Source organism: Micromonospora chalcea, from assembly GCF_028768405.1.
GTDB classification, from domain to species: Bacteria; Actinomycetota; Actinomycetes; order Mycobacteriales; family Micromonosporaceae; genus Micromonospora; species Micromonospora chalcea.
This window is the reverse complement of sequence record NZ_CP118233.1, coordinates 2,343,972-2,368,805: the sequence shown is the minus strand read 5'-3', so window position 1 is coordinate 2,368,805 and position 24,834 is coordinate 2,343,972. Positions and strand designations below refer to the sequence as shown.

Genomic DNA, 24,834 nt, shown 5'->3' with positions numbered 1-24,834 from the left:
ACGGTATTGGGTCGCTGTTTCTCTCCGACCCGAAGAGGTGGCGTCAATGGCGACTGAAGATACGCTCCGGGAGTACCTGAAATGGGTGACGGCGGACCTTCACCAGACCCGGAGGAAGCTCGGCGAGCTTGAGGCGGCCAACCGCGAGCCGATCGCCATCGTCGGCATGGCCTGCCGCTTCCCGGGCGGGGTGGCCTCGCCCGAGGAACTGTGGGAGCTCGTCGACTCCCGCCGCGACGCCTACTCCGCGTTCCCCGCCGACCGCGGCTGGGACCTGGCCCGGCTGTTCCACCCGGACCCCGACCACCCCGGCACGTCGTACGTGGCCGAGGGCGGCTTCGTCGACTCCGCCACCGAGTTCGACGCCGCGTTCTTCGGCATCTCGCCGCGCGAGGCGCTGGCCATGGACCCCCAGCAGCGGCTGCTGCTGGAGACGTCGTGGGAGGCGTTCGAGCACGCCGGCATCGACCCCTCGACGCTGCGCGGCCACCAGGTCGGAGTGTTCGCCAGCACCACCGGCCAGGACTATGTGGGGCTGCTCCAGCAGCCGCCGCCCGGCACCGAGGGCTACATCCTCACCGGCACCGCGGCCAGCGTCGTGTCCGGCCGGATCTCGTACGCGCTCGGCATCGAGGGCCCCGCCGTCACCGTCGACACCGCCTGCTCGTCGTCGCTGGTCGCGCTGCACCTGGCCTGCCAGGCGCTGCGGCAGGGCGAGTGCACCCTGGCACTGGCCGGTGGGGCCACCGTCATGTCCACCCCGTCCGCCTTCATCGGCTTCAGCCGCCAGCGTGGCCTGGCCATGGACGGCCGGGTCAAGTCGTTCGCGGCCGCCGCCGACGGCACCGCCTGGGGCGAGGGGGCCGGCCTTCTGCTCGTCGAGCGGCTCTCCGACGCCCGCCGCAACGGCCACCCCGTCCTCGCGGTCGTACGCGGCAGCGCGGTCAATCAGGACGGCGCGAGCAACGGTCTGACCGCCCCCAACGGCCCGTCCCAGCAGCGGGTCGTGCTCCAGGCGCTGGCCAGCGCCCGGCTCGCGCCCGAGCAGGTCGACGTGGTGGAGGCGCACGGCACCGGCACCACCCTCGGCGACCCGATCGAGGCGCAGGCGCTGCTGTCGACGTACGGGCAGGGCCGGCCGGCCGACCGGCCGCTCTGGCTCGGCTCGGTGAAGTCGAACATCGGCCACACCCAGGCCGCCGCCGGCGTGGCCGGCGTGATCAAGATGGTGATGGCGTTGCGGCACGACACCGTGCCCGCCACCCTGCACGTCGACGAGCCGACGCCCAACGTGGACTGGACGGCCGGCGCGGTGTCGCTGGCGACCGAGCCGCAGCCGTGGCCCGCCGGGGAACAGCCCCGCCGCGCGGGCATCTCCTCCTTCGGCATGAGCGGCACCAACGCCCACGTGATCATCGAGGAGGCGCCGGCCGCCGACCCGGCCCCGGCGGACACCCCGGACGGCCCCGCTGCCGCGACCGACCCGGTCACCGCGCCCGTCACCGCCCCGGTCGACGGTGCCGGCCTGGTGCCGGTGCTGGTCTCCGCCCGCGACGCCGCGTCCCTGACCGCGCAGGCCACCCGCTGGGCCGACTGGCTCGACGAGCGCCCCGAGCCGCGGCTGACCGATGTCGGCTGGTCGTCGGCGAGCACCCGGGCCAGCCTCGAGCACCGCGCCGTGCTGCTCGCCGGCGACCGCGCCGACCTGGCCGCCGCCCTGCGCGCGCTGGCCACCGGCGGCGACGCCCCGGGCCTGGTCACCGGCGCGGGCCCGCGCGGCGGCAAGCTCGCGTTCCTCTTCTCCGGCCAGGGCGCGCAGCGCAGCGGCATGGGCCGCGAGCTGGCCGCCGCGTTCCCCGTCTTCGACCGGGCGCTGACCGAGGTCTGCGCCGAGCTGGACCGGCACCTGCCCCGCCCGCTCGCCCCGGTGCTCTTCGCGCCCGAGGGCGACGAGGAGGCCGGGCTGCTCAACCAGACCCTCTACACCCAGGCCGGTCTGTTCGCCGTCGAGGTCGCGCTGTTCCGGCTCCTGGAGAGCTGGGGGGTCGTCCCGGACGTGCTGCTCGGCCACTCGATCGGCGAGCTCTCCGCCGCGCACGCGGCCGGTGTGCTGTCGCTGCCCGACGCCGCCACGCTGGTGGCCGCCCGGGGCCGGCTGATGCAGGCCCTGCCGGCCGGCGGCGCGATGCTGGCCGTCCAGCTCCCCGCCGACGCCGTCCGAGCCGCCCTGGCCGGCGTCGAGGACGCCGTCGCCGTGGCCGCCGTCAACGGGCCCACCGCCGTCGTCGTCTCCGGCGCCGCCGACGCCGTCGAGGAACTCGAACGCCGCTGGGCCGACCAGGGCGTACGTACCAGGCCGCTGCGGGTCAGCCACGCCTTCCACAGCCCGCTGATGGAACCGATGCTCGCCGAGTTCGCCGCCGTGGTGCGCCGGCTGGAGCTGCAACCGCCGGCGCTGCCGATCGTGTCGAACCTGACCGGCGCCGTCGCCGACGCCGACGAGATCCGCACCGCCGAGTACTGGGTGCGGCACGTGCGGGAGGCGGTCCGCTTCGCCGACGGCGTCGAGCAGCTGCGGGCCCTGGGCGTGCGTACGTTCCTGGAGGTCGGCCCCAGCGGGGTGCTCACCGCGCTGGCCCGCGACGTCCTGGCCGACGACGAGACCGCCGCCGTGGCGCTGCTGCGCCGCGACCGCCCCGAGCCCACGTCGGCGCTCACCGCCCTCGCCGAGCTGCACGTCGGCGGGGTGGAGGTCGCCTGGACGCGGCTGTACGCGGGCGCCGAGACCGCGCGGGTGCCGCTGCCCGGGTACGCCTTCCGCCGCCAGCGCTTCTGGCCCGAGCCGCCGCCCGCCGGCCCCGACACCGCCTCCGCCGACGGCGACGACGAGTTCTGGGCCGCCCTGGAGCAGGCGGACGTCGACACGCTGCGCGGCGAGCTGGGCGACGACGACGAGCAGGTGCGGGCGCTGCTGCCGGCCCTGCCCGTGCTGTCCTCCTGGCGCCGGTCCCGGCGGGAACGCTCCCTCGTGGACGGCTGGTCGTACCAGGTGAGCTGGCAGCCCGTGCCGGTCGCGGACGGCGACGCCCCGGCGGGCCGCTGGCTGGTCGTGCTGCCCGCCGAGGACGCGCCGGCGTGGGCCGACGGCCTGGCCGGGCTCTTCGGCGACGCCGAGCCGCTGGTGCTGCGCGTCGGCGCCGCGGACCTGGACCGCGCGGCGCTCGCCGCCCGGCTCCGGGTGCTGACCGGCGGCCGCGCTGTCGACGGCGTGCTCGCCGTCGTCGCCGGCCAGGACCGGCTGCTGCCCGAGCACCCCGGCGTGACCCTCGCCGCCGCCGGCACCCTCGCCCTCGTCCAGGCGATGACCGACCTGGACCTGGTGGCGCCGCTGTGGTGCGTCACCAGCGGAGCGGTGGCGGCGGCCCCGGGCGACCGGGTCACGCACCCGCTGCAGACCGAGGTCTGGGGCCTCGGCCGCGCGGCGGCCGTCGAGCAACCGCACCGCTGGGGCGGCCTGGTCGACGTGCCGGCCACCGTCGACGCCGCCACCACCCGGCGGCTCGCCGCCGTGCTGGCCGGCCACGGCGGCGAGGACCAGGTGGCCGTGCGCCCCGGCGGCACCTGGGCCCGCAGGCTCACCCCGGCCCCGCCGCCGAGCGACGAGAGCCCGGCCGGTGACTGGTGGTCCGGCGCTGTCCTGGTCACCGGCGGCACCGGCGCCCTCGGCGGCCACGTCACCCGCTGGCTGCTCGACCGGGGCGCCGGGCGGGTGGTCCTGGCCAGCCGCCGGGGCGCCGCCGCCCCCGCCGTGGCGGACCTGCTCGACCGGTACGGCGCCGACGGGCGGGTCACCGCCGCCACCTGCGACGTCACCGACCGGCGGTCCGTGGCGGACCTGGTCGGCTCGCTGCCCGACCTGACGGCGGTCGTGCACGCCGCCGGCACCGACCAGCTCACCCCGATCACCGACACCACCCTCGACGAGTTCTCCCACGTCGTCGCGGGCAAGGTACTCGGCGCCCTGCACCTCGACGCCTGCCTCGCCGAGCGCGACCTCGCCGCGTTCGTCATGTTCTCCTCCATCTCCGGCGTGTGGGGCAGCGCCGGGCAGTGCGCGTACGGCGCCGGCAACTCCCTGCTGGACGCCCTGGCCGTCAACCGGCGCGACCGGGGCCGGCCGGCCACCGCCGTCTCCTGGACGGCCTGGGGCGGCGCGCACGGCATGGCCGCCGAGAACGTCGCCACCGAGCAGCTCAACCGGATGGGCCTGCCGCCCGTCGATCCGGAGAAGGCGCTCGTCGCCCTCGACCGGGCGCTGCGGCGGGCCACGCCCTGCGTGACCGTCGCCGACGTCGACTGGAGCCGGTTCCACCCCGCGTTCACGGTGGCCCGGCCCAGCCCGTTCCTCGGTGACCTGCCGCAGGTGCGGGCGCTCGTCGCGCAGGAGGAGGCCGCCGCGCCGGCGGACGGGGTCGCGGCGCCGCTGCGCCACCTCGCGGCGCTCCCGGCGGCGGAGCAGGAGCGGGAGCTGCTGCGGCTGGTCAACGAGCAGACCGCGGCGGTGCTGGGCCACGCCACCCCCGACGAGCTGCGCGGGCGCCCGTTCAAGGACCTCGGCTTCGACTCGCTGACCGCCGTGGACTTCCGGGGGCGGCTCAACGCGGCCACCGGCCTGCGGCTGCCCACCACGCTGGTCTTCGACTACCCGACCCCCGCCGAGCTGGCCGCGCACCTGCGCGAGCTGGTCTCCGGCGCCGCCCCGGCCGCCGCCCCGCAGGCCGTCGTCGTCGACGCCGACGAGCCCGTCGCGATCGTCGGCATGGCCTGCCGCTACCCCGGGGGCGTCGACGGGCCGGAGGCGTTCTGGCGGCTGGTCGCCGACGGCGTGGACGCCATCTCGCCGTTCCCCACCGACCGGGGCTGGGAGATCCCCGAGCCGGCCGAGGGGACGCACCCGCCGGCGGGCGGCTTCCTCCACGACGTGGCGGACTTCGACCCCGCGTTCTTCGAGATCTCGCCCCGCGAGGCCCTCGCCATGGACCCGCAGCAGCGGCTCACCCTGGAGACGTCCTGGGAGGCGCTGGAGCGGGCCGGCGTGGACCCGGCGTCGCTGCGGGGCACCCGTACGGGCGTCTTCGTGGGCGCCTCCACCTCCGGCTACGGCACGGGGCTGACCGAGGTACCCGAGGGCGTCGAGGGCTATCTGATGACGGGCGCCGCGCACAGCGTCATCTCCGGCCGGGTCGCGTACGCCCTCGGGCTGGAGGGCCCCGCCGTCACCGTCGACACGGCCTGCTCCTCGTCCCTGGTGGCGCTGCACCTCGCCGGGGCGGCGCTGCGGCGCGGCGAGTGCGACCTGGCGCTGGCCGGCGGCGTGGCCGTGATGGCCACCCCGACGGCGTTCCAGGAGTTCTCCCGCCAGGGCGGACTCGCCTCCGACGGGCGGTGCAAGTCCTTCGCCGCGACGGCGGACGGCACCGGCTGGTCCGAGGGCGTCGGCATGCTGCTCGTGCAGCGGCTCTCCGACGCCCGGCGGCAGGGCCGCCGCGTCCTCGCCGTGGTACGCGGCTCCGCCGTCAACTCCGACGGCGCGTCGAACGGGCTGACCGCCCCCAACGGCCCCTCCCAGCAGCGGGTGATCCGGCAGGCGCTGGCCGGCGCCGGGCTGGCGGTCACCGACGTGGACGTCGTCGAGGCGCACGGTACCGGCACCGTCCTCGGTGACCCGATCGAGGCGCAGGCGCTGCTGGCGACGTACGGGCAGGACCGGGGCGACGCCGGCCCGCTGCTGCTGGGCTCGGTCAAGTCGAACATGGGCCACGCGCAGGCCGCCGCCGGTGTGGCCGGCGTGATCAAGATGGTGCTGGCGATGCGGGAGGGCACCGTACCGGCGACGCTGCACGTGGACGAGCCGTCGCCGCACATCGACTGGTCGGCCGGCGACGTGGAGCTGGTGACCCGGTCCCGGCCGTGGCCGGCCGCCGGCCGGCCCCGCCGCGCGGCGGTCTCCTCGTTCGGTATCTCCGGCACGAACGCCCACGTGGTCGTCGAGCTGCCCGCCGACGCGCCCGCCGGCGCCGAGGCGGCCGACGCACCGATGCCGCCGCCAGCCGCTGCGGCGGGGGAACGCCCCGCCGGGCTGCTCACCGCCGACGTGGTGGCCTGGCCCGTCTCGGCCCGCTCCGCCTCGGCCCTGGCCGCGCAGGCGTCCCGGCTGGCCCGGCATCTGCGCGCGCACCCCGGCCTCGCCCCGGCAGCGGTCGGCTGGTCGCTCGCCGCGACCCGCTCGGCGTTCGACCGGCGCGCCGCCGTGCTCGGCGCGACCCCCGGCGAGCTGCTGGCCGGCCTGGACGCGCTCGCCGCCGGCACCCCGGCCGGCAACGTCGTGACCGGCACCGTCGCCAACCACGGCGCGGGACCGGTGTTCGTCTTCCCGGGCGCCGCCCCGGCGGGCGCGGTGGCCGAACTGGTGGGCCGCTGCCCGGTCTTCGACGACACCCTCGCCGAGTGCCGGCAGGCCCTCGCGCCCTGGGTCGACGTCGATCCGGCCGCCCTGCTCACCGGCGCGGACGCTGCCTGGGCCGACCGGCCGGAGCTGGCCCGGCCCGTCCGGTTCGCCGTCGGCGTGGCGCTCGCCGCCGTCTGGCGGCACGCCGGTGTCACCCCCGCCGCTGTCGTCGGCACCGGCGACGGCGAGGTCGTGGCCGCGTACGTGGCGGGCCTGCTGTCCCTGCCCGACGCCGCCCGCACGGTGGCGATGCGGGCCCGCGCCGCCGCCGGCGGCCTGGACCACGACGGCCTCCGCGCCGCCCTGGCGGGGCTCGCGCCGCAGCCCGGGACCGCCCGGCTGGCCTCCACTGTCACCGGGGACTGGGCCGACGCGGCGGGCCTCGGCGTCGACCACTGGACCGACCCGGCCACCCCGGGCACCGACCCGGCCGTCCCCGGCGCCGGGGACGGGGGGCCGGAGCGGCTCGACGCCGCCCTGCGTGCCGCCGTCGCGGCCGGCCACCTGACCTTCGTGGAGGTCTCGCCGGAGCCGGCACTGGCTGCCGGGATCGCCGCCGCGCTCGACGCCGCCGGCACCCCCGGACACGTCCTGGACACCCTCGGCGGCTCGGCCGACGCCGCCACCCGGCTGCTGACCGGCCTCGCCACCGCGCACGCCCTCGGCCTGCCGGTGGAGCACCGCCGGCTGCTGCCCGAGTCCGAACCGGTCGACCTGCCCACGTACGCCTTCGACCGGCACCGCTACTGGCTGGAGCGCACCGGCGCGCACCGCTCCGTCCTGCCCGCCGTTGGCCTCGACGTGGTGGACCACCCGCTGCTCAGCGCGGTGGCCGACCTGCCCGGCGACGAGGGCCTGCTGTTCACCGGCCGGATCACCCTCACCACGCACCCCTGGCTCGCCGACCACGCCGTGCTGGGCACGGTGCTGCTGCCCGGGACGGCCCTGGTGGAGCTCGCGTCCTGGACCGGCCGGCAGGCCGGCGCGGCGACCGTCGCCGAGCTGAACCTGGAGGCGCCCCTGGCGATCCCCACCGAGGGAGGAATCGACCTGCGGGTACGCGTCGGCCCGCCGGACGAGACCGGGCACCGGCCCGTCGCCATTCACACCCGGCGCGACGACGACACCGCGGCCGACGGTTCCCGGCCCTGGCAGCGGCACGCCTCCGGGCAACTCGCCGACACCGCCGACCCGGATCCCGCGCCGGCCGCCGTGTGGCCGCCGGCCGCCGCCGAGCCGATCGCGCTCGACGGGCTCTACGCCCGGCTCGCCGCCCAGGGCTACCACTACGGCCCCACCTTCCGGGCGCTGCGTGCCGCCTGGCGCTCGGGCCCGGACATCCTCGCCGAGGTCGCCCTGGACGCCGACGCGTCCACCGACACCACGGCGTTCTCGGTGCACCCGGCCCTGATGGACGCGGCGCTGCACGCCATCGGCGCCAGCGCCACGGCCGACGACCCGGCCGGCGGCGCGTCGGGCACCGAGGGCGGCCCCGGCATCCGCCCGGGCCTGCCGTTCACCTGGTCGGGCGTCACCATCCGGCCCACCCGTGCCCGCGAGCTGCGGATCCGGCTGCGCGCCACCGACGCCGGCTCCGTGGCCCTGACCGTCACCGACACGGGCGCGACCCCGGTCGCCTCCGTCGACGGTCTGGTCCTGCGGCCCATCTCCGGCGAGCAGCTCAGCGCCGCCCGCCGCTCCGCCAGCCGGTCCCTGCACCGCCTCGACTGGCTCGCCCCCACCACCGGCCGCGCGGACACCGCCTCCCGGCTGGTCGTCCTCGGCGCCGACTGGTCCGGCGCCGACCGGCACCCGGACCTGTCGACGCTGGTCGCCGACGTACGCGCCGGTGCCGCCGCGCCCGACGCGGTGGTGGTGACCTGCGCCGGAGCCGCCGCCGACGAGCCGCACCCGGCCGCCCAGGCGCACCGGGTCGCCCACCGGATGCTCGCACTGGCCCAGCAGTGGCTCGCCGAGGAGGCCCTGACCGCCGCCCGGCTGGTGGTGGTCACCCGCGGCGCGGTCCGGGTCGACCCGGACGAGCGGATCGCTGACGTGCCGGCCGCCACCGCCTGGGGCCTGCTGCGCTCCGCCCAGTCGGAGAACCCCGACCGGATCGTGCTCCTCGACGTCGACGACGACGCCCCGGCCGCCGCGCTGCTGCCGGCCGCCCTCGCCACGGGCGAACCCCAGCTCGCCGTACGCGCCGGGCAGCTCCGGGTGCCCCGGCTGACCCGCCTCGGGCCGCCCCCGGCCGAGGCGTCCGGCCCCGACCTGGCCGCCGGCACCGTCCTGGTGACCGGGGCGACCGGCCTGCTCGGGCGGCTCGTGGCCCGCCGGCTCGTCACCCGGCACGACGTACGGCACCTGCTGCTGGTCAGCCGCAGCGGAGCGGACGCCCCGGGCGTCGCCGCGCTGGTCGACGAGCTGGCCGGACTGGGCGCCACCGTCCGGGTGGCCGCCTGCGACGTCACCGACCGCGAGGCGCTCGCCCTGCTGGTCGACCAGCTCCCCGCCGACCTGCCACTGACCGGCGTGGTGCACGCCGCCGGGGTGCTCGACGACGGTGTCCTGCCGGCGCTCACCCCGGAGCGCTTCGACACCGTGCTGCGACCCAAGGTCGACGCGGCCTGGCACCTGCACGAGCTGACCGAGAAGCTGGACCTGGCCGCGTTCGTGCTCTTCTCCTCGGCGGCCGGCCTCTTCGGCGGCCCCGGGCAGGCCAACCACGCGGCGGCGAACTGCTTCCTCGACGCCCTCGCCCAGCACCGGCACGACCGGGGACTCCCGGCGCTCTCACTGGCCTGGGGCCCGTGGGTCAACGACACCGGCGACGGGCAGACCGGGCACGTCGACGAGGCCCGGATGAACCGGGGCGGCTTCGTGCCGCTCGGCGCCGAGGAGGGCATGGACCTGTTCAGCGAGGCCCTGCGCTTCGCCGAGCCGGTGGTCGTACCGGTCGACCTGGACCTCGCGTTGATCGGCCGGCACGGGCCGGCGGCGGTGCCGCCGGTGCTGCGGTCGCTGGTGCGGCCGTCGGCGACGGGCGCGGCCCGGGCCGCCGAGCGGAACCCGGCCGAGGCGCTGCGGGAGACCCTCGCCGCCACGGCGGAGGCCGACCGCGACCAGGTGCTCTCCGACCTGGTGCGGACCCACGCCGCCGCCGTCCTCGGCTACGCGTCGATCCGCTCGATCGACGCCGAGCGCGGCTTCGTCGAGCTGGGCTTCGACTCGCTGACCGCTGTCGAGTTCCGCAACCGGCTCAACGCGGCCACCGGCCTGCGGCTGCCCTCCACGCTGATCTACGACCGGCCGACCACGGCCGCGCTCGTCGAGTACCTGCGCGGCGCGCTGCTGGCGGAGCGCAGCACGTCCGCGCTGACGGTGCTCGGCGAGCTGAACAAGCTGGAGCACGCCATGCGCGCGGTGTCCACCGGCGACACCGACCGGGCCGCCGTCGGCGTCCGGTTGCGCGAACTGCTCTCCCTGTGGACCTACACCGAGGCCGGTGCGGACTCCGCCGCCGACGAGGGCACCAGCCTCGAGTCGGCCTCCGCCGAGGAGATCTTCAGCCTGCTGGACGAAGAGTTCGGCTCGGCCTGATCCGGCATGTCGCACACCTCGAACCCCGATACGGAGTGGCCCGATGCCCACTGAGGCAGAGTTCCTCGACTACCTCCGGCGTGCCACTGCCGACCTGCGCGACGCGCGCCGGCGGGTACGCGAGGTGGAGGCCAAGGACCGCGAGCCGATGGCCGTCATCGGCATGGCGTGCCGGTTCCCGGGCGGGGTGTCCAGCCCGGCCGAGCTGTGGGACCTCGTCGACCGGGGCGGCGACGGGGTGGGCGACTTCCCGACCGACCGGGGCTGGGACCTGGAGCGGCTCTTCAACGTCGACCCGGACAACCCGGGCACGTCGACCAGCAACCAGGGCGGCTTCCTCTACGACGCGCCACAGTTCGACCCGGGCTTCTTCGGCATCAGCCCCCGCGAGGCCCTGGCGATGGACCCGCACCAGCGGCTGCTGCTGGAGACCTCCTGGGAGGCGTTCGAGCACGCCGGCATCGACCCGCAGGCGCTGCGTGGCAGCCGGACCGGCGTCTTCGCCGGGGTCATGTACCACGACTACGCGTCGCGGGTGCTGGACCTGCCCGACGGCGTCGAGGGCTACATCGGCACCGGCAACTCCGGCAGCGTGGTGTCCGGCCGGGTGGCGTACACATTCGGGCTGGAGGGCCCGGCCGTCACTGTGGACACGGCATGCTCGTCGTCGCTGGTCGCCGTGCACCTCGCGACGCAGGCGCTGCGCCAGCGGGACTGCGACTTCGCGCTCGCCGGCGGTGTGACGGTCATGTCCACCCCGGGCACCTTCGCCGACTTCTCCCGCCAGCGGGGCCTGGCCTCCGACGGCCGGTGCAAGTCGTTCGCCGCCGCCGCCGACGGCACCGGCTGGTCCGAGGGCGTCGGCGTGCTGCTCCTGCAACGGATCTCTGACGCCCGACGCGACGGCCGGCGCATCCTCGCCGTCGTCCGGGGCAGCGCGGTCAACCAGGACGGCGCCAGCAGCGGACTCACCGCCCCCAACGGCCCGTCGCAGGAGCGGGTGATCCGGCAGGCCCTCGCCAACGCCCGGCTCTCGCCGGCCGACGTCGACGTGGTCGAGGCGCACGGTACCGGCACCACCCTCGGCGACCCCATCGAGGCGCAGGCGCTGCTGGCCACGTACGGGCAGGACCGGGGCGACGGCGGGCCGCTCTGGCTGGGCTCGGTCAAGTCGAACCTGGGTCACACCCAGGCCGCCGCGGGCGCCGCCGGCCTGATCAAGATGATCGAGGCGATCCGCCACCGCACCATGCCCGCCACCCTGCACGTCGACGAGCCGTCGCCGCACATCGACTGGTCCGCCGGGCAGGTCTCGCTGCTGACCGAGGCGCGCGCGTGGTCGGCCACCGACCGGCCGCGCCGGGCCGCCGTGTCGTCCTTCGGCATCAGCGGTACGAACGCGCACGTCATCCTGGAGGAGGCGCCCGGCGACGACGCCCCGTCCACCGACGAGGCACCCTCCGCCGTCGACGCGCCGGTCGCGCTCCCGCTCGCCCCGGTGTTCCTCTCCGCCCGTACGCCGGAGGCGCTCGCGGGGCAGGCCGGCCGCTGGGCCGACCACCTCGCCCGCGTCGACGCCCCACGTCCGGTGGACGTCGCGGTCTCCTCGGTCAGCCGCGCGGGGCTCGAACACCGCGCGGTCGTCCTGGCCGGCGACGCGGACGACCTGCTCGCCGGGCTGCGGGCCCTCGCTGCGGGCGAGCCGACCGGCGCCGTCACCACCGGCGCGTCGGCCCCGCGTGGCCGGGTGGCCTTCCTCTTCTCCGGCCAGGGCGCGCAGCGCGCCGGTATGGGTCGCGGGTTGTACGGGGCGTTCCCGGTGTTCGCCGCCGCGTTGGACGAGGTGTGTGGTCACCTGGATCCGTTGTTGCCGCGTCCGCTCAGGGAGGTGCTGTTCGCGTCGGAGGGTTCCGCTGAGGCGGAGTTGCTGGACCAGACGGTCTTCACCCAGGCGGGCCTGTTCGCGGTCGAGGTGGCGTTGTTCCGCCTGGTGGAGTCGTTCGGTGTGGTGCCGGACCTGGTGGCCGGGCACTCCATCGGCGAGATCGCGGCGGCGCATGTGGCGGGCGTGCTCTCCCTGGCTGACGCGTGCGCGCTGGTCGCGGCGCGGGGCAGGCTCATGCAGGTCCTGCCGGCGGGCGGTGGCATGCTCGCCGTGGCCGCCGACGAGGCCGCCGTCGCCGCGTCCCTGGCGGGGCTGACCGGCCGGCTGGACGTGGCCGCCGTGAACGGCCCCGCCGCCGTGGTGGTCGCGGGCGACGTCGAGGCGCTCGACGAGGTGCAGCGGGTGTGGTCCGAGCGGGGTGTGCAGACCCGCCGCCTGCGGGTGAGCCACGCCTTCCACAGCGCCCGGATGGACCCGATGCTGGCCGAGTTCGCGGCCGTCGCCGAGGGACTGACGTTCCGGCCGCCGACGATCCCCGTGGTGTCGAACCTGACCGGCCGCGTCGCCGACGCCGACCAGATCTGCGACCCGGGCTACTGGGTGCGCCACGTACGCGGCACCGTTCGCTTCGCCGACGCCGTCGACTGCCTGCGCGTGGAGGAGGTCGACACCTACCTGGAGGTGGGACCGAACGGCGTCCTCACCGCCATGACGCAGAACTGCCTCGCCGAGCGCGCGGAGGACGAGCCGGCGCCCCTGCTGGTGCCGGTGTCGCGCCACGACCGGCCTGAGCCGCAGGCCCTCCTGGAGGCCCTCGCGTCGCTGCACGTGCACGGCCGCGCCGTCGGCTGGGCGGGCCTGCTCGACCGGGCCGGCGGCCGGCACGTCGACCTGCCGACGTACGCCTTCGAGCACCAGCGCTACTGGCTGGAGCCGGCGGGCCGCTGGACGGACGTCTCCGGTGCCGGCCTCGGCGCGGCCGGGCACCCGCTGCTCGGCGCGGCGGTCTCCGTGGCCGGCGAGGACATGGTGGTGCTGACCGGCCGGCTCTCGACGTCGACGCACGCGTGGCTCGCCGACCACGTCGTCTCCGGCGCGGTGATCGTGCCGGGCGCTGCCCTGGTGGAGTTGGCGGTGCGGGCGGGTGACGAGGTGGGTGCGTCGCGGGTGCGGGAGTTGACCGTGGCCGCGCCGCTGGTGCTGCCGCAGGCGGGTGCGGTGCGGGTGCAGGTACGCGTCGGCGCGGCCGACGAGGCGGGCGTGCGTGTGGTGGCCGTGCACTCGCAGCCCGAGGGTGATCCCGAGGCGGAGTGGGTTTCGCACGCGGAGGGTGTGCTGGAGCCGGCGTCGGCCGACGAGCCGGGCGTGGGGGAGTGGCCGCCGGTCGACGGTGTCGAGGTGGACGTGGCGGGCTGGTATCCGGCCCTGGCCGAGCGCGGCCTGTCGTACGGGCCGGTGTTCCGGGGGCTGCGCCGGGTGTGGGCGGGCGGTGACGAGGTGTTCGCCGAGGTGGTGTTGCCGGACGAGGTGGCCGGTGACGCCGCGGGGTTCGGCGTGCACCCGGCGCTGCTGGACGCCGCGCTGCACCCGATCGGGCTGCTGTCCGGCTCGGAGGGCTCGGGCGGGGCGCGGGTGCCGTTCGCGTTCGAGGGTGTGCAGGTATGGGCCTCGGGTGCGCGGGTGCTGCGGGTGCGGTTGACCCGCAACGGTTCGGCGGTGCGCCTGGTCGCGTGCGACGAGTCGGGCGCGGCCGTGGTGTCGGTGGACAGCCTCGCCCTGCGTGAGCTGACCGGGGTGTCGGCGTCCCCGGACGCGTCGGCCCGGTCGCTGTTCGAGGTCGCCTGGCAGGCCCAGGAGGTCGCCCCGGCCGGGGACGCCTCCGGGTGGGCGCTGCTCGGCTCGCCCGCCGCCGGCCTGCCGGCCGTCGCTGAGCTGCCGGTGTACGCCGACGTCGAGGCGGTCGCCGTGGCGTCGGGTGTGGCGCCGCGTCTGTTGCTGGTGCCGGCGGGTGGCCTGCGCCGGGCCCTGCACGCCGAGACGGAACCTGCTTCGGTCCCCGGTGAGATGCCCGCCGCCGTCGACAATGGCCCCGAGTCGGTGCGGGCGGCGACGTCGCAGGTGCTGGCGACGGTGCGGTCCTGGCTGGCGGCGGACGCGCTGGCGGAGTCGCGGTTGGTCGTGGTGACCCGGGGTGCGGTGTCGATCGGGGACGGAGACCGGGTCACCGACCTGGCCGCAGCGGCGGTCTGGGGTCTGCTGCGCTCGGCGCAGTCGGAGCATCCGGGCCGCATCGTGCTGGCGGACGTCGACGGTGACGCGGACGCCGGGCTGCTGGCTGTGCTGGGTTCCGTGGCCGACGAGCCGGTGACGTTCGGTGGTCAGGTCGCGGTGCGCTCGGCTGAGGTGTTCGTGCCGCGTCTGGTGCGTGCGGTAGCGCCCTCGTCGGCGGACGGTGCCGTGGTGGGTGACGGCGCCGTGCTGGTGACGGGCGGTACGGGCGCGTTGGGCGCGCTGGTGGCGGAGCATCTGGTGTCGGCGTACGGCGTGCGGTCGCTGGTGCTGGTGTCGCGGCGCGGCCCGGAAGCCGCGGGTGCGGGTGAGTTGTCGGAGCGGTTGTCGGCGCTGGGTGCGTCGGTGCGGGTCGTTGCCTGTGACGTGACGGACCGGGACCAGGTGTTCGGTCTGGTGGCGGAGGTCGTTGCCGGGGGTCGGCTGGCGGGTGTGGTGCACACCGCCGGTGTCCTGGATGACGGGGTGATCGAGCGGGTCACCGAGGAGCGTCTGGCAAGGGTGCTGGCGCCGAAGGTGTCGGCGGGTTGGCTGTTGCACGAGGCGACGGCGGGTCTGGATCTGGATCTGTTCGTGATGTTCTCGTCGGTGGCGGGTGTGCTCGGTTCGCCGGGTCAGTCGGCGTACGCGGCGGGCAACGCCTTCCTCGACGGGCTTGCGGTCCACCGGCGGCAGCTCGGGTTGCCTGCGGTCAGCCTCGCCTGGGGCATGTGGGACACCCCCGGCATGGCCGCGTCCCTCGACGAGGCGGACCGGGCGCGATCGACCCGGGGCGGCATCACCGCGATGAGCGCCGAGACCGGGCTGCGGCTGTTCGACGCCGCCCTGACCGCCGGCCGGCCGGCCCTGGTGCCCGCCGTGATCGACCTGGCCGCCCTCCGGGCCGCTGCCGGCGCCGGCCTGGTGCCGCCGATGCTTCGTAACCTGGTCGGTACGACCACGACCCGCCGCCAGGCGGGACAGGGCACCACCTGGGCGACCCGCATCGGCGGCCTGACCGCCGACGAGGCGCGCGCCCAGCTCGACGTGCTGGTACGCGGCCTCGTCGCGCAGGTGCTCGGGCACGGCGGGGCGGAAGCCGTGCCCGCCGACCGGGCGTTCCGCGAGTTGGGCTTCGACTCGCTGACCGCCGTCGACCTGCGTAACCGCGTGAACGCGGCCACCGGCCTGCGGCTGCCCTCGACGCTCGTGTTCGACTACCCGACGCCGCAGGCGCTCGCCGCCCATGTGCACGCCGAACTTGCCGGCGCCGCAGGTCGCCCCGCCGCGCCGGGCGCGCGGACCACCACCCGCGCCGACGAGCCGCTCGCGATCGTGGGCATGGCCTGCCGCTACCCGGGCGGCGTCGAGACGCCCGACCAGCTGTGGGCGCTGCTGGCCGCCGGCGGGGAGGGGATCGGGGAGTTCCCCACCGACCGCGGGTGGGACCTGGAGAGCCTGTTCGACCCCGACCCCGACCACCCCGGCACGTCGTACACCCGCCACGGCGGTTTCCTGTACGACGCCGGCGCGTTCGACCCCGCCTTCTTCGGCATCTCGCCCCGCGAGGCCCTCGCCATGGACCCCCAGCAGCGGCTGCTGCTGGAGGCGTCGTGGGAGACGTTCGAGTCCGCCGGGCTGGACCCGCAGCGGCTGCGGGGCAGCCGGACCGGTGTCTTCGCCGGCGTCATGTACCACGACTACGCCTCCCAGCTGATGGAGCTTGCCGACGAGGTCGAGGGCTACGTCGGCACCGGCAACTCCGGCAGCGTCCTGTCCGGTCGGGTCGCCTACACCTTCGGCCTCGAAGGCCCGGCGGTCACCGTCGACACCGCGTGCTCGTCGTCGCTGGTGGCGCTGCACCTCGCGGCGCAGGCGCTGCGGTCGGGTGAGTGTGATCTGGCGTTGGCCGGTGGTGTGACGGTGATGGCCACGCCCGGCACGTTCGTGGAGTTCTCCCGGCAGCGGGGTCTGTCGCAGGACGGCCGCTGCAGGTCGTTCGCGGCGTCGGCCGACGGCACGGGCTGGTCCGAGGGCGTCGGCGTGCTGCTCGTGCAACGACTCTCCGACGCGCAGCGGGAAGGCCGGCGTATCCACGCCGTCCTGCGCGGCACGGCCGTCAACCAGGACGGCGCGTCGAACGGGCTCACCGCCCCGAACGGCCCGTCGCAGCAGCGCGTGATCCACCAAGCCCTCGCGAACGCCCGCCTGACCCCGGCCGACGTGGACGCCGTCGAGGCGCACGGCACCGGCACGACGCTGGGTGATCCGATCGAGGCGCAGGCTCTGCTGGCCACGTACGGGCAGGAGCGTCCCGTCGACCGGCCGCTGCTGTTGGGGTCGGTGAAGTCGAACATCGGGCACACGCAGGCCGCCGCCGGTGTGGCTGGTGTGATCAAGATGGTCATGGCGATGCGGCACGGCCTCGTCCCGCCGACCCTGCACGTGGACGAGCCCTCCCCGCACGTCGACTGGACCGCCGGGGCGGTCGCACTCGCCACCGAGCCCACCCCCTGGCCGGCCGTGGACCGGCCGCGTCGGGCGGCGGTGTCGTCGTTCGGGATCTCCGGCACGAACGCGCACGTCATCATCGAGCAGCCGCCCGCCGAGACGGTCGGCGCGCGGCCCACCGACCGGCCGCGCGCCGACGTCGTACCCCTCGTGCTCTCCGCCGTGGACGCCCCGGCGCTGCGCGACCAGGCGGCCCGGCTGAAGGCGCACCTCGCGGCACACCCGGAGCTGGCGCCGGCCGACGTCGCGCACGCCCTGGTCACCACCCGGGCCACGTTCGACCACCGCGCCGTCGTCCTCGGCCGTGACACCGTCGACCTGACGCGGGCCCTGGAGTCGTTCCACCTCGGCGAGGCCACCGCCGCCGTCACCGGCGTCGCGGCGCGCGCCGCCGACCCGGTCCTCGTCTTCCCCGGCCACGGCGACCCGTGGCCCGCCGCGACCGTTGAGCTGCTGGACCGGGCACCGGAGTTCGCCACCGCGATCGCCGCCTGCGAGGCGGCCCTCGCCCCCCACATGGACTGGTCGCTCGCCGCCGTGCTGCGCGGCGCGGAGGGCGCTCCCACCCCGGCCGACCCCGGGGTGGCGCCGGCCGTCCGGTGGGCCGTGGCCGTCTCGCTGGGACGCTGGTGGCGCTCCCTCGGCGTACGACCCGCCGCCGTGCTCGGGCACGCTCACGGCGCGCTCGCGGCCGCCTGCGTGGCCGGCGCGCTGTCGCTGGAGGACGCGGCGAGGACGATCGCCCTCGCCAGCCCGGCGGAGGACGGCCCGGACGCGCTGGCCGGGATCACCCTCCGGGCGGCCGACGTGCCGCTGTACTCGGCGACGACCGGCGGCCCGGTCGACACCGACGGCCTCGACGCCGCCCGGTGGTATCGGGACCTGACCACCCACGCCGACGCCGAACCGGCCGTACGCGCCCTGCTCGACCAGGGCCACCGGGTCCTCCTCGAGGCTGCCCCGGCGACCGTGCTCGCCGCCGGCATCCGCGAGAGCGCGCGGGCCGACGACGCCGTCGTGGTGGCCGCCGACGACACCGTGGCCGGCGGCTGGCAGCGCATGCTGACGGTCCTCGCCGGACTGCACGTGCACGGCGTGCCCGTCGACTGGACGGCGATCCTGGGCGCCCCCACCGGCCCGCCGCCCCCGCTGCCCACGTACGCCTTCCAGCGCCGGCGCTACTGGCCGCAGCCGACGGCGGCGACCGCCCCCGCCCCCGCCGGCACCGACGAGGCGGACCGGCGCTTCTGGGAGGCCGTGGAACGCGCCGACGCGTCTGCGCTGGCCGCCGCCATGCGCATCGACGAGGCCACGGTCAGCTCCCTCGACCCCGCGCTGCCGCTGCTCTCCTCCTGGCGCCGGCGCCGCCGCGACGAGTCCACCGTGGACTCGTGGCGCTACCGGGTGACCTGGAAGCCGCTGGCCGTCAAGCCGGAGGCCACCCTCGCCGGCACGTGGCTGCTGGTCGTGCCGGCCGCCGAAGCCGAGCACCCCCTGGTCGACGGCGTCGCCCGGACGCTGGGCGAGGGCGGGGCCGAGGTCGTCCGGATCGACGTGCCGGAGACGGGCCGGCCGGTGCTGGCCGAGCGGCTGGCGCGTACCGGCGGGCCCGTCGCCGGGGTGCTCTCCCTGCTCGGCCTGGACGACGCGCCGCACCCGGCCCACCCGGTCGTCCCGGCGGGTCTCGCCGCCACGTACGCCCTGGTCCAGGCCCTCGGCGACACCGGCGTCACCGCCCCGCTGTGGTGCGCCACCGCCGGCGCGGTCTCGACCGGCCGCGCCGACCAGCTCGACCGCCCCCGCCAGGCGATGCTCTGGGGGCTCGGCCGGGTGGTCGCCCTGGAGCACCCGGACCGCTGGGGCGGACTGCTGGACCTGCCCGCCGAGCTGGACCCCCGGGACCGGGCCCGGCTCGTGGCGGTGCTGGCCGGCGTCGACGCGGAGGACCAGCTGGCGCTGCGCCCCTCCGGGGTGTTCGCCCGGCGACTGGTCCGCGCCCGCGCCGAGCGCACCGCGACGCAGGACTGGCGTCCCGCCAGCGGCGCCGTCCTGGTCACCGGCGGCCTCGGGTCCATCGGGGCCCAGGTGGCGCGCTGGCTGGCCCGCGAGGGCGTGGGTGAGCTGGTGCTGACCGGCCGCCAAGGCCCCGCCACGCCCGGCGCCGACGAGCTGGCCGACGAACTGCGCGCCGCCGGCGCCACAGTCACCATGGCCGCCTGCGACGTCGCCGACCCGGCCGCCGTACGGGCCCTCGTCGAGCGGCTCGCCGGGCAGGGCACCCACATCGGGGCCGTGTTCCACACCGCCGGCGTCGCCCACGCCGCGCCCGTCGCGGCCACCGACGTCGCCGACCTCGCCGACGCCCTGCGGGCCAAGGTGGCCGGCGCGGTCAACCTCGACGAGGCGTGCGGCGACGAACTGTCGGCGTTCGTGCTCTTCTCCTCCGGCGCGGGCGTCTGGGGCGGCGGGCACCAGGGCGGCTACGCCGCCGCCAACGCCTTCCTCGACGCGCTCGCCGAGGACCGGCGACGGCGCGGACGGGCCGCCACCGCCGTCGCCTGGGGTGCCTGGGACGGCGGCGGCATGGTCGACGCCGAGGGCGCCGCCGACCAGATGTTCCGCTCGGGCGTCCGGGCCATGCGCCCCGACCTCGCGGTCTCCGTCCTGGCCGAGGCGCTCGACCACGGCGACACCACGCTCACCGTGGCGGACATCGCCTGGGACCGGTTCCTGCAGACCTACACGCTGGCCCGCCCCCGGCCGCTGATCGCCGACATCCCCGAGGTGGCCCGGCTGCTCGCGGCCGGGCAGCGCGACGGCGGCACGCCCGACGCGGCGTCCCCGCTCCGCGGCCGGCTGGCCGGCCTCGCCGTACCGGAACGCCGTCGGGTCCTGCTCGACCTCGTACGCGTCCACGCGGCGGCGGTGCTGCGCCTGTCCTCGCCGCAGGCGCTGGCGGCGGACCGGTCGTTCCGGGAGATCGGCTTCGACTCGCTCAGCGCCGTCGAGATGCGCAACCGCCTCGCCGAGGCGGTGGGACTGAACCTGCCGGCGACCCTGGTGTTCGACCGCCCGACGCCCGACGCCCTCGCCGAGCACCTGGCGGGCAGGCTCGCGGGCGACGACACCCCGGCGACCGAGCCCGTGCGGGCCGCCACCGCGCTGGACGAGCCGATCGCCATCGTCTCGATGAGCTGCCGCTACCCCGGCGGCGTCGCCGGCCCCGAGGACCTGTGGCGACTCGTCGCCGAGGGACGCGACGGCATAGCGGAGTTCCCGACCGACCGGGGCTGGGACCTGGCAGCCATCTACGACCCCGATCCCGACCGGCCCGGCACCTCGTACGTGCGCGAGGGCGGCTTCCTCACCGACGCCGCCGGCTTCGACGCCGCCCTGTTCGGCATCTCCCCGCGTGAGGCGATGGTGATGGACCCGCAGCAACGGGTGCTGCTGGAGAGCGCCTGGGAGCTGTTCGAGCGGGCCGGCACCGCGCCCGCCGACATGCGGGAGACCAACACCGGCGTCTTCGTCGGCACCAACGGCCAGGACTACGCGACGCTGCTGATGGCCGCCCGGGTCGAGACCGAGGGCTACCAGGCCACCGGCAACGTCGCCGCCGTCATCAGCGGTCGGCTGGCGTACCACTTCGGGTTGCAGGGGCCCGCCGTCAGCGTCGACACCGCCTGCTCGTCGTCGCTGGTGGCGCTGCACCTGGCCTGCCAGTCCCTGCGGCAGGGCGAGTGCGACGTCGCGGTTGCCGGCGGCGTGACGGTGATGGCCACCCCCGGCCCGTTCCTGGAGTTCGCCCGGCAACGGGGGCTCGCCCTCGACGGCCGGTGCAAGTCGTTCGCCGGGGCCGCCGACGGCACCGGCTGGGGCGAGGGCGTCGGCTTGGTGATGTTGCAGCGGCTCTCCGACGCCCAGCGCGACGGCCGGCGGATCCTCGCCGTCGTGCGCGGCTCGGCGATGAACCAGGACGGTGCCAGCAACGGCCTGACCGCCCCCAACGGGCCCGCGCAGGAGCGGGTGATCAACCAGGCGCTGGCCAACGCGCGGCTGAGCGCCGCCGACGTGGACGCCGTCGACGGGCACGGCACCGGCACCCGGCTCGGCGACCCGATCGAGGCGCAGGCCCTGCTGGCCACGTACGGGCGGCAGCGCCCCGCCGACCGGCCGCTCTGGCTCGGCTCCGTGAAGTCGAACATCGGCCACACCCAGGCCGCCGCCGGCGTCTCCGGCGTGATCAAGATGGTGCTGGCCCTCCAGCACGACCTGCTGCCGCCCACCCTGCACGTGGACGAGCCGTCGCCGCACGTGGACTGGTCGTCCGGTGCCGTCGCGCTGCTGACCGAGGCGCAGCCGTGGCCGGACGTGGACCGGCCGCGCCGCGCCGGCGTGTCGTCGTTCGGGGTCAGCGGCACCAACGTGCACGTGATCCTCGAACAGGCGCCCGCCACGCCCTCGGCCGACACCGCCGCCCCCCGTCCGGCCGGCGCCGACGCGCCCACGACCAGCTCCAGCCGCGGCACGCCCGGCGCCGCCGACGGGACGCTGCTGCTGCCGTGGGTCGTATCGGCAGACACCGCCGACAGCCTGCGGGCGCAGGCGGCCCGGCTGGCCGACTGGCTGCCGGGCAGCGGAACACCCGCGGCCGACGCGGCCCGGGCACTGGCCACCGGACGGTCCCCGCTGCGGCACCGCGCGGTGCTGCTCGCCGCCGACGCCGACGCCGCCCTCGCCGGCCTGCGGGCCCTGGCCGCCGGGCAGGACCACCCCGGGCTCACCCGGGGCGCCGCCGAGCCCGGCGGCGCGCTGGCGGCGCTCTTCTCCGGCCAGGGCGCGCAGCACGCCGGGATGGGCCGACGCCTGTGGGAGACGTTCCCCGTCTTCGCGGCGACCCTCGACGAGGCGTGCCAGCACCTGGACGCGTACCTGCCGCGGCCGCTGCGCGCGGTGCTGTTCGCCGAGCCCGGCACCGCCGAGGCCGACCTGCTCGACCAGACCGTCTTCACCCAGGCCGGGCTCTTCGCCGTCGAGGTGGCGCTGTTCCGGCTGCTCGAACACTGGGGGGTCCGGCCCGACTTCGTGGCCGGGCACTCCGTCGGGGAGATCAGCGCGGCCCACGTCGCCGGAGTGCTCGACCTGGCCGACGCCTGCGCGCTCGTCGGCAACCGGGGGCGCCTGATGCAGGCCCTGCCACCCGGCGGCGGGATGCTCGCCGTCGCCGCGCCCGAGGTCGACGTGCTGCGGGCCCTGTCCGGCACGCCGGGACAGCCCGCCGTCGCCGCCGTCAACGGGCCGGCCGCCGTCGTCGTCGCCGGCGCCGAGGACGTGCTGACCGAACTGGCCGCCCACTTCGCCGACCTCGGCGTACGCACCAAGCGGCTGCGGGTCAGCCACGCCTTCCACAGCCCGCTGATGGAGCCCATGCTCGCCGAGTTCGCGGCCGTCGCGGCGACCCTGTCGTACGCCCCGCCGACGGTGCCGCTGGTGTCGAACCTGACCGGCACGGTCGTCGACCCCGAGCAGCTCTGCACACCCGACTACTGGGTCCGCCACGTCCGCGAGGCGGTCCGCTTCGCCGACACCGTCACCCACCTGCACTCCCACGGGGTGACCCGGTTCCTGGAGATCGGGCCGGACACCGTGCTGACCGCCCTGACCGCCGACGCGCTGCCGGTGGACGCGCCGGTCGTCGTGACCGGCGTGCAGCGGCCCGGCCAGGACGAGGTGGCCACCCTGCTCGGCGCGGTGGCCCGGCTGCACTGCCACGGCGTGCCCGTACGCTTCCCGGCACTGCTGCCCGGCGCCGCCGCCCCGGTGGACCTGCCCACGTACGCGTTCGCCCACCAGCGGTTCTGGCCGACCCTCGACGCGGCGGCGACCCACACACCCGCCGCCGCGCACGACGACGTCGACTCGGCGTTCTGGCGGGCCGTGGCGTCCGGCGACGGCGACGCGCTCGCCGGCCGGCTCGGTCTCGACGCGGACCGGCCGCTGCGGGAACTGCTGCCGGACCTGGACCGGTGGCGGCGCCAGCAGCAGGAGGACACCCTCGCCGGCGGCTGGCGCTACCGGATCACCTGGCGCCCGCGGGCTCTCGTCGCGGGTGCCGTCGACGGCACGTGGACCCTGGTGCACAGCGGTACGGACCAGCCGGTCGTCGACCGGCTCGCCGAACTGCTCACCGCGCGGGGCGGCACCGTGCGGCAGCTCGCCGTCGACCCGGCGACGACCGACCGGAGCACGCTCGCCGGGCAGCTCGCCGCCGCGGCGCCCACCCGGATCGTGTCGCTGCTCGCCCTCGACGAGCGGGCGCACCCCGACCGCTCGGCCGTGCCGCTGGGCCTGACCGCGAACCTGGCCCTGGTGCAGGCGGTCACGGACGCCCTGCCACCGGTGCCGCTTTGGCTGCTCACCCGGCGGGCCGTGGCCACCGGCGCCGACGACCCCGTAGCCCACCCCGCCCAGGCCACCACGTGGGGCCTCGGCCTGGTGACCGCGCTGGAACACCCCCGGCACTGGGGGGGCCTGCTGGACCTGCCCGCCACCCTGGACACCGCCGCCGCCGAGGGAGTCCTGGCGGCCCTCACCGCCGCCGGTGACGAGGACCAGCTCGCGGTGCGTGACTCCGGGACGTACCTGCGGCGGCTGGAGCGCGCGCCCCGCGCCGAGGCGCCGGCCGGCTGGCAGGCGCCGGGCACCGTCCTGGTCACCGGCGGCACCGGCGCCGTCGGCCGGTACGCCGCCGGCTGGTTCGCCCGGCACGGCGCGCGGCGGCTGCTGCTGGTCAGCCGGCGCGGCGCGGCGGCCCCCGGCGCGGACGAGGCGGTGGCGGAACTGGCCGCCCTCGGCGCCGAGGCGCGGGTGCTGGCCTGCGACCTGGCCGACCGGGACGCGGTCGCCGACCTGGTCCGTGGCCTGCGCGCCGACGGTGAGGCCGTGCACGCCGTGGTGCACGCCGCCGGGGTGGGCCGGCTCAACCCGGTCGCCGCCGTGACCGAGGCGGAACTCGCCGACGTCGTCTCCGGCAAGATCGCCGGCGCGCGGCACCTCGACGAGTTCCTCGACCCGGAGGCGCTCGACCTGGTCGTGCACTTCTCCTCCATCGCGGCCGTCTGGGGCGTCGGCGACCACGGGGCGTACGCCGCCGGCAACGCCTTCCTGGACGCCTGGGCGCAGTCCCGGCCGGCCGGGCGGGCCCGGCACCTCTCGGTGAACTGGGGACCGTGGGCCGGCGGCGGCATGGTGACCGACGCGCACGCGGCGGCCATGAGCCGGCGCGGGGTGTCCCTGCTCGACCGGGAACCGGCGATGGCCGCCCTGCGCGCCGGCCTCGACGGCGACGACACCGCCCTCACCGTCGCCGACATCGACTGGGAACGCTTCGCGCCGGTGTTCGCCTCCGCCCGGCCCCGGCCGCTGATCAGCGAGATCGCCGAGGTGGCCGCCCAGGCCGCGGCGGCGCGCGCCGACGCCGAGGACGGCGACCAGGTCGCCGGCGAACTGCGCAAGCGGCTCGGCGAGTTGTCGCAGGCCGAACAGGCACGGCTGCTGGTCGATCTCATCCGCACCGCCGCGGGCGAGGTCATCGGCCACGACAGCCCGTACGCCGTGGAGGCCGGGCGGCCCTTCCGGGACCTCGGCTTCGACTCGCTCACCGCCGTGGAGCTGCGGGGCCGGCTGGCCCGCTCGACCGGGCTCAGCCTGCCCAGCTCGGTGGTGTTCGACCACCCGACCCCGCAGGCGCTGGCCGAGCACCTGCGGGCCGAACTGCTCGACGAAGCGTCGGTGGAGGCGCTGCCCACCCTCGCGGAGCTGGACCAGTTGGAGGGCGCCCTCGCGCTGCGCGACCCGGACGACATCGGCCGGGTGCGGATCACGATGCGCCTGCACAGCCTGCTCGAACGGCTCGGCGCCGCCGAGGAACGCCGGGAGGACACCGCCGAGGTGGCCGGCCGGCTGCGGGCGGCCAGCAACCAGGAGCTGTTCGACCTCATCGACCAGGACCTCGGGCTCTCCTGAGCCGCCCGGGGATCTGTGGTGTCACGAGAAAGCG

General features: G+C 76.7%; 2 protein-coding genes. Both read left to right on the top strand.

The window, feature by feature from the left end:
- The first annotated feature begins 46 nt into the window (after positions 1–46).
- Positions 47–10,111 (top strand): type I polyketide synthase, encoded by a 10,065-nt coding sequence (locus PVK74_RS10340; protein ID WP_274478942.1) that lies wholly within the window; start codon positions 47–49, stop codon positions 10,109–10,111.
- Between the two features lie 43 nt (positions 10,112–10,154).
- Positions 10,155–24,800 (top strand): type I polyketide synthase, encoded by a 14,646-nt coding sequence (locus PVK74_RS10335; RefSeq protein WP_274478941.1) that lies wholly within the window; start codon positions 10,155–10,157, stop codon positions 24,798–24,800.
- The last annotated feature ends 34 nt before the right edge of the window (positions 24,801–24,834 follow it).